Annotated in this window: 7 protein-coding genes; 4 read left to right on the top strand and 3 right to left on the bottom strand. The window is 67.4% G+C overall.

Going from position 1 to position 7,072, the window contains the following annotated elements:
• Positions 1 to 47: 47 nt before the first annotated feature.
• The gene (locus ABE522_RS15730; RefSeq protein WP_346592505.1) at positions 48 to 1,406 is read left to right on the top strand and encodes an MFS transporter; all 1,359 of its coding nucleotides are present in this window, start codon (positions 48 to 50) and stop codon (positions 1,404 to 1,406) included.
• 122 nt (positions 1,407 to 1,528) lie between these two features.
• On the opposite strand, the gene ABE522_RS15735 is transcribed toward ABE522_RS15730, so the two are convergent.
• Together ABE522_RS15735 and ABE522_RS15740 are read right to left on the bottom strand one after the other, a co-directional pair.
• Entirely contained in the window at positions 1,529 to 3,511 is a 1,983-nt protein-coding gene (locus ABE522_RS15735; RefSeq protein ID WP_346592511.1) for an esterase/lipase family protein, read from the bottom strand.
• Positions 3,511 to 4,485, bottom strand: a complete 975-nt coding sequence (locus ABE522_RS15740; protein ID WP_346592512.1) for an Lnb N-terminal periplasmic domain-containing protein — start codon at positions 4,483 to 4,485, stop codon at positions 3,511 to 3,513. The genes ABE522_RS15735 and ABE522_RS15740 overlap by 1 nt, the downstream gene beginning before the upstream one ends.
• 244 nt (positions 4,486 to 4,729) lie before the next feature.
• Here ABE522_RS15740 and ABE522_RS15745 point away from each other — a divergent pair, with 244 nt between their 5' ends.
• Positions 4,730 to 5,131, top strand: coding sequence for a GFA family protein (locus ABE522_RS15745; protein WP_346592506.1), 402 nt, complete (start codon positions 4,730 to 4,732; stop codon positions 5,129 to 5,131).
• A gap of 4 nt (positions 5,132 to 5,135) precedes the next feature.
• Here ABE522_RS15745 and ABE522_RS15750 read toward each other — a convergent pair whose 3' ends face one another.
• On the bottom strand, positions 5,136 to 5,315 hold the full coding sequence (locus tag ABE522_RS15750; RefSeq protein ID WP_346592507.1) for a hypothetical protein: 180 nt from the start codon (positions 5,313 to 5,315) through the stop codon (positions 5,136 to 5,138).
• A gap of 254 nt (positions 5,316 to 5,569) precedes the next feature.
• Here ABE522_RS15750 and ABE522_RS15755 point away from each other — a divergent pair, with 254 nt between their 5' ends.
• Complete coding sequence (locus tag ABE522_RS15755) at positions 5,570 to 6,709, top strand: PepSY-associated TM helix domain-containing protein (protein WP_346592508.1); 1,140 nt, start codon at positions 5,570 to 5,572, stop codon at positions 6,707 to 6,709.
• Positions 6,706 to 6,870, top strand: a complete 165-nt coding sequence (locus ABE522_RS15760; RefSeq protein ID WP_346592509.1) for a hypothetical protein — start codon at positions 6,706 to 6,708, stop codon at positions 6,868 to 6,870. The genes ABE522_RS15755 and ABE522_RS15760 overlap by 4 nt, the downstream gene beginning before the upstream one ends.
• Positions 6,871 to 7,072: the final 202 nt, after the last annotated feature.

A 7,072-nucleotide genomic window follows, 5' to 3' on the forward strand; every position in this document is an offset into this window, starting at 1 on the left:
TTGAGGCGTGATGCTGCCGCCTCCGCTTCGCCAATACAAGTGCCTGCATGAACGCACCCGCCGCTTCGATCGCTTCACCGGATGATGCCTCCATCCTTTCCCCGCGTTACCGCGCCACCACCTTCGGCATGGTCGCGCTGGTCGCACTGGTCGCATTCGAAGCGCTGGCCGTGGCCGCTGCCATGCCCACCGTGGCGCAGGCGCTGGATGGACTGCGCCTGTACGCGCTGGCCTTCGGTGGTGCGCTGGCGACCAGCGTGATCGGCATGAGCGTGGCCGGCCGCCTGTGCGACCAGCGAGGGCCCGCGCGCCCGCTGTGGTTTGGCCTGGGCTTCTTCCTGGCCGGCCTGGTGGTGGCCGGCTTGGCCCCGCGCATGGGCGTGCTGGTGGCCGGGCGACTGCTGCAGGGCGTGGGCATAGGCGCGGTGTCCGTTTCGCTGTACGTGCTGGTGGCGCGCACGTTTCCAGATGCACTGCGGCCGAAGGTCTTCGCCGCGTTCTCCGCCGGCTGGGTGGTCCCTTCCCTGATAGGGCCGTCGATCAGCGGGCTGATCGTGCAGTACGTCGGCTGGCGCTGGGTGTTCCTGGCGGTACCGGTGCTGGCCGTGCCCGCGGCCCTGCTGCTGCTGCCCGCACTGCGCGCCAGCGCGCACGATCCACGCAATGACAGGGCGACGCGCCCAGTGGTCCGATGGGCGGTCGGCACCGCGCTTGCCGCGCTGCTGCTGTACCTGGGGGGGCAACAGCAGGGTGTCGTCGCCGTCGTGCTGATGGCTGTGGCCCTGGTCCTGCTGCTGGCCTGTGCCCGCCACCTGCTGCCCGCCGGTACGCTGCGGCTGGGCCGCGGGCTGCCCAGCATGATCGCGATGCGCGGTATCGCCGCTTCGGCCTTCTTCGCGGCCGAAGCGTTCCTGCCGCTGCTGCTGCAGCGCGAACGTGACCTGTCGCCGCTGTGGGCCGGAGCTGCGTTGAGCATGGGCGCGCTGGGCTGGTTCGCCGGCTCGTGGATGCAGGGACACCAGCGCCATGGCTGGACCCGTGCGCACCTGCTGCAGGCCGGCGCGTGGATGATGTGCGGCGGCCTGCTGCTGACCTCGCTGACCCTGCAGCAGGGGGTGCCGCTGTTGCTCGCGCTGGCAGGCTGGTCACTGACCGGGCTGGGCATGGGCCTGATCTATCCCAGCCTGTCGGTGCTCACGTTGTCGATGTCGGCGCCGCACGAACAGGGCGCGAACAGTTCAGCCCTGCAGCTCAGCGAAGGGGTCGGCGTGGCGACCACGCTGGCGTTGTCGGGATCGTTGTTCGCCGCCTTCATCGATGGCCGCGAAACGCTGGGCTACCTGCTGTGCTTCGCCGTGACCCTGCTGCTGGCGTTGCTGGCGACGGTCGTCGCGCGGCGCATCTGATCGCAGCCGCTGGTGGTGGGTGACGCTGCTGGTGGGTGACGACCGTTGGTCGTCACGCCGTTGATTGATGGCGGCCCTGTGACGACCAACGGTCGTCACCCACCCTATCTCCGGATTCCAGCTCAGGGCCGTGCGCCCACCTCGTCCACGTCCTCGCGCAGGATGCGGCGGATCTCCAGCACCGCCTGCGGGGTCTCCTGCACGCTGTGGCCGGAAACGATCACCTTCTCCGAAATCGCGCCGTCCAGGTGCGAACTCCAGTACGGCACCAGCCCATCATCGGACTGCAGCAGCGGCACGTCCGGCTTGCGATGGGCGATGATCGAGTGATACTTCAGTCCTGGCTGGATCGGCAGCGAGGCCGCCGCCATCACGAAGGGATCGCTGGATTTCAGGTTGTCGATGCTGTTGGGCACGCGAAGCTTTTCGCTGCCGCCGCGCTGCGCATCGGCCTGCTGCAGGGTGTTGAACGCATCTTCGAACGAACCCAGGATCGTCAGCGGCAGCCGCACCAGCCGGCCGATCAGGCGACCCACGCGGTTACCGGCGATGTCGGTTCCTTTATGCGGGGCGGCGATGAAGATCGCCCGTTCCACGTTCGGCTGCGGCTGGAACTGCAGCAACGGCCCCAATTTGGTCCTCACCCGCTGCAGGCGCTCGCCCTTCAGGTCATAGCGCGCCATCAGGTCATTCCACAGCACATCGCCTGACGAACTGAGCATCAACCGCCCGAGCACGCCGCCCATGCTGTGGCCGATGAATACCTGGTCCTTCGACGCGCGCGACTGCCCGCCCGGATCGAAGTGCTTCAGCGTGCTGTTGAACGCACGCGAGATCTCATAGCGGTTCAGGGCAATCGGGGCGTTGGTGGGGTAGTACACCTGCCACACCTGGAACTCACGGCGCAGTTCCTCTTCACCCATGATCTCGTTGGCCACGTTCACCCAGGCTTCGGGACTGCTGCCCAGGCCGTGCAGCATGAAGATGATGCGGCGGTCCGGGTCCCACGGCTGCATCAGGTAGATATGCGGTTCCTTGATGCCTTCGGCCATGCCGAACAGCGTGCGCAGCGCCTGCGTGGCGAATCCGCTCTGCGCCAGCCACAAGCCATACGCTGCGGTGAAATTGCCCGCCAGCGGTACCTGCTGGCCATGCAGGTCCACGCGCTCGGTGGCCTCGGGCGAATACACATCCAACAGCACCTGACTGGTCTGCAGCACCTCGTCCAACGAATCGCCCTTGAAGCGCAGCAGCGCGGTGGCATTGATCGAGGACATCTCGCTGTACTGCGGCACCTCATGCTTGTGCTTCGCCGCCGCGCCATCGATCGGCGCATCGGCCTGCGGCAACGGCGTGCTCAACTTTGGCGGGTCCATCACCACCACCAGCTCCGCGCCGAAGCCATCGCGACGGTAGGTACTGCGCAGGCCGACGAAACTGATCGTGGCCGCAGACACCAGCCGGGTCGGGATGCTGGGCATCGACAGGCGGTCGTAGTCGGAGGTGATGGTCCAGCGCTCACCGGCCACCGGGGCGTTGTAGTCCTCCCCTTCCAGCGCGGAGGCGCGCGAGCGCCGGAACACCACCGACGCGGTCTGCTCGGCGGCGTAGTTGTAGTAGTCGCGTACCTGGGTCTGGCGGTCTTCGAAGGCACGGTCCGACGGCGCGCGCCCGCTGAAGAACAGGTACGCGTACGCAAACCGGGCCGCTTCCAGCCACGCATCCACCGCCGCATCGCTCATCGGCTCCTTGTCGGCGTGCTTCGGTTTGGGGCTGAGGGCAAGCGCGGTCTGCACCCACAGCTCGGACAACGCGGACATGCGCTGTTCGGCGCTGACGCCATCGGTATCCAGCAGGGTCCGGCGGCAGGCGACCAGATCCTTCTCGCACTGGCTCGCATCCAGGCCGACCACGCTGAGCGTCTCCTGCGAAGCGGCGCTCAGCTTGCCGGTGGTCAGCACGTCGGACCGTTTGGTGGTCAGGTAATCGGTGTTGGCGACCTGCTTGACCGTCACCATCGCGCAGCCACTGCCGATCAGCAGCACGGTGGCCGCCAGCAGCAGGCGCAGGCTGCGCTGCCAGTTGCGGGGGAATGCCGTGGCCATCATGGTTGGTCTTCCTGTGCGGTACCGGGAACGCCGCGGCGTATCCAGGTGGAGAAATCAGTCTGGGCCTGCGGCTGCAGCGCGCGCTCGGTGATCCGTGCACGCGCCTTCAGCGTGGCAAACGGATAGCCCGGCGCCAGCGCGCCCTGGTCGAAGGCGTACTCGTCCAGGTAGCCCGATGCCAGCAGGCGGTAGTCCAGTGGCAGGCCGGGCGCGATGTGGCGCGCGAGATCGAACACGATGGTGGTGCAGTTGCTGGTCAGCGTGTTGTAGAAGGCCGGCGCGGCATCCAGGCTGCGCGCCTGGTCGATGTAGCCGGCGAACAGCGTGCGCAGCTGTGCCTGCGTCAGCCCGTGCAGGCGGTACAGATAGACATCCTCACCGCGTGCGTTGGTACGCGTGCGGATGATGTCGGTTTCCTCCGCCGCCACCAGGGTCATCTCGAATTTGCGGAAGAAGCCGCCCAGCGCGGAGAACGACTCGCCACGTTCCTTGCGGATTTCCAGCGAGAACACCAGCTGGCGGCCGTCGGCGAAGCCGAACGACACCAGCGTGTGGGCGATGGCCGGCCCCATCCAGTACGACATCACCAGGTCGGCGGATCGCAACTGCTGCAGGTCGTACTCCCGCCGCACCCAGCGCACGTCGTAGTCCTGTTCGGTGCGCCAGGTGAAATCGCGCACGTTGTCCAGCACCACGTGGTGCCCGTCGAACGACACCACGTGCAGGCGCTCGGCCACGTCGTCGGCCCAGGTGCGGTCCTGGCTGGGGCTCAGCGCGGTCCACCACAGGGCGGCGCAGGCCATGCCCAGCACGTACGCCGATGCGATGCGCCGGCCGCCGCGTCCGCGCGCGAGGCGCAGCGCCATCCAGCCGGCAGCGAGCACCCAGGCCAGCGCCAGCAGCGCGCCCAGCCAAGGCACGGGTGCCTGGTAGAACACCAGTCCGCCCGCCCACAGCGAGCCGAGCAGCATGATGATCGCGATCGTCCAACGTCCTGCTGCCTTCACTTCGGGCCTGTCGCGTCATCCATGGGCCGCCTAGTTAGCCACAGCTGGCGCTTTGGCGGAATGGGCGCCTGTTCAGGTTGGGGGGAGGAGAGAGCGTGACGACCAACGGTCGTCACCCACCACGACCAACGGTCGTCACCCACCGGGACCCACGGTCGTCAGCCAATGGGGCCTGCTACACAATATGGGCCTCACCCTGGAGGATCCCATGGGCATCATGTCGGTCGCCGGAATCCCGGTATCAGAGCATCACACCGCCACCTGTCACTGCGGTGCGGTCGAGCTGCGGCTGCACCTGCCGCATGGCATCGTCGAGCCGCGCCGCTGCGATTGTTCGATGTGCCGACGACGCGGTGCCATCGCCGCCAGCGTTGCCGAAGAGGGCCTGCAGGTGGTGCGCGGAGGCGAGCAGCTGCGCCTGTACCAGTTCAACACGCATGTGGCCGAACACTGGTTCTGCGGCCTCTGCGGCATCTACACCCATCACCGGCGACGCTCGAATCCACGCGAGTTCGGCTACAACGTGGCCTGCCTGGAAGGCATCAATCCGTTCGCGCTCGGCGAGGTGCCGACGAACGATGGAGTGCACCATCCGGCGGACCGCGAATAGGCCATCAGTGGCGGCTGCGGCGCGCCGGCATCGCGACTTTCTGCCACGGTGAGATCGCCATGCGCCCGGCACGCGCGGGGCGCTTGAGGGTCAGCCGGCGCGCGTGCGCTTCCGGCAACGGCTGCGGAGCCGGCGACGCGGGCGGCGACGAGGGGGTGGCAAGCAGGAGGTTGATGAGCCACATGGCAGGTCTCCGTCGGGGGCGGGCAGGTCCACGCTATCCCCGCGCCAGCGACCGCCGTGTGATCCGGCCATGACACCGCGATGACCGTGCTGAACGCGCGCAGCGCACTGATTCAGGCTGCCCGCTCAGGCAAGGTCGCACGCTTCGCTGTCATGGGCTTCGCGCCTGCGAATCATTTGTATTTGCATCCCTGCTTGCGGATAATCCGCGCCATCCACCGTTCCCTCCAGCCGTCGCCCGAGGATTCCCGCTGCATGCAACGCTCTGCCATCAAAGCCTGGTTCGTGGTCCACAAATGGACCAGCCTGGTCTGCACGCTGTTCCTGCTGCTGCTGTGCCTGACCGGCCTGCCGCTGGTGTTCGGCCACGAGATCGCGCACCTCACCGGCGCCGACCCGGAAGTGCCGGCCGCGCCCGCCGACGCCACGCTGCGTGACCTGGACGCGCAGGTGCAGACGGCATTGCAGCACTTCCCGGACAACGTGCCGCTGTTCGTCGGCTGGGATCCGGACGCCCCGCTGATGTACGTCAACACCGGGGCCCGCACCGATACGCCGCCTGCGCAGATGCAGACCGTTCTGCTCAATACCATCAGCGGAGAGCAGGTGCCCGCACCGCAGTTCAACGAAGGCGTGATGTACTTCCTGTACCGCCTGCACACCGACCTGTTCCTCGGCCTGCCCGGCCTGCTGTTCATGGGGGCGATGGGACTGCTGTTCGTGGTGGCGATCATCTCCGGGCTGGTGCTGTATGGCCCGTTCATGCGCAAGCAGCGATTCGGCACCCTGCGCACCGGTCGCAGCCGCCGGCTGGCCTGGCTGGACCTGCACAACGTGATCGGCATCGTCACGCTGGGCTGGGCGCTGGTGGTCGGCCTGACCGGGGCCATCAACACCCTGGCCAAGCCGCTGGAACAGGCCTGGCAAACCCAGCAGCTGGGTGAGTTCGCCGCGCGGTATGCCGGCCAGCCCAAGCCCACCCAGCTGGCTTCGCTGCAGGCTGCGGTGGATACCGCGCGCGCCGCCGAACCGGAGATGCGCCCGGCCTTCGTCAGCTTCCCCGGCACCGGCTATAGCGGGGATCATCATTTCGGCGTGTTCATGCAGGGCAATTCACCGCTGACCGAACGCCTGTATCGCCCGGTGTTGATCGATGCGAGCACCGGCGCGCTGACCGCGCAGCCGCAGCTGCCGACCTACATGACCGTGCTGCTGCTCAGCCAGCCGCTGCATTTTGGTGACTACGGCAAGCTGCCGCTGAAGATCCTGTGGGCCCTGCTCGATCTGCTGACCATCGCGGTACTGGTCAGTGGCCTGTACCTGTGGTTCAAGCGTGGCAGCACCGCCACCCGCGTGGCCGAGATCGAACGCGCGCAGACGCAGGAGGTGGCATGAAGAGCCCTTTCATCGCACCGGCCTGGATCACGCTGGCGAGTTTGGTCGGGTTGGTCAGTGCATTGATCGGCGACGGACTGTTCGACGTCATTTCGTGGGTGATCTTTACGGGCCTGATCGCCTTGGTCGTGCGCGCATGGATGAAGCGCGACCGGCGTTGATGCACTGATGCCTGACACCGCCGGGCGCTGCGCGCCCTGGTAGCGCCGAGCCATGCTCGGCGGCTTTCCGTTCCGGCATCGCGATGCCTGATACCCGATGCACGCCGCGCTGCGCGCCCTGGTAGCGCCGAGCCATGCTCGGCGGCTTTCCGTTCCGGCATCGCGATGCCTGATACCCGATGCACGCCGCGCTGCGCGCTCG

It is taken from the genome of Stenotrophomonas lacuserhaii (assembly GCF_039674585.1).
Classification (GTDB): Bacteria; Pseudomonadota; Gammaproteobacteria; order Xanthomonadales; family Xanthomonadaceae; genus Stenotrophomonas; species Stenotrophomonas pennii_A.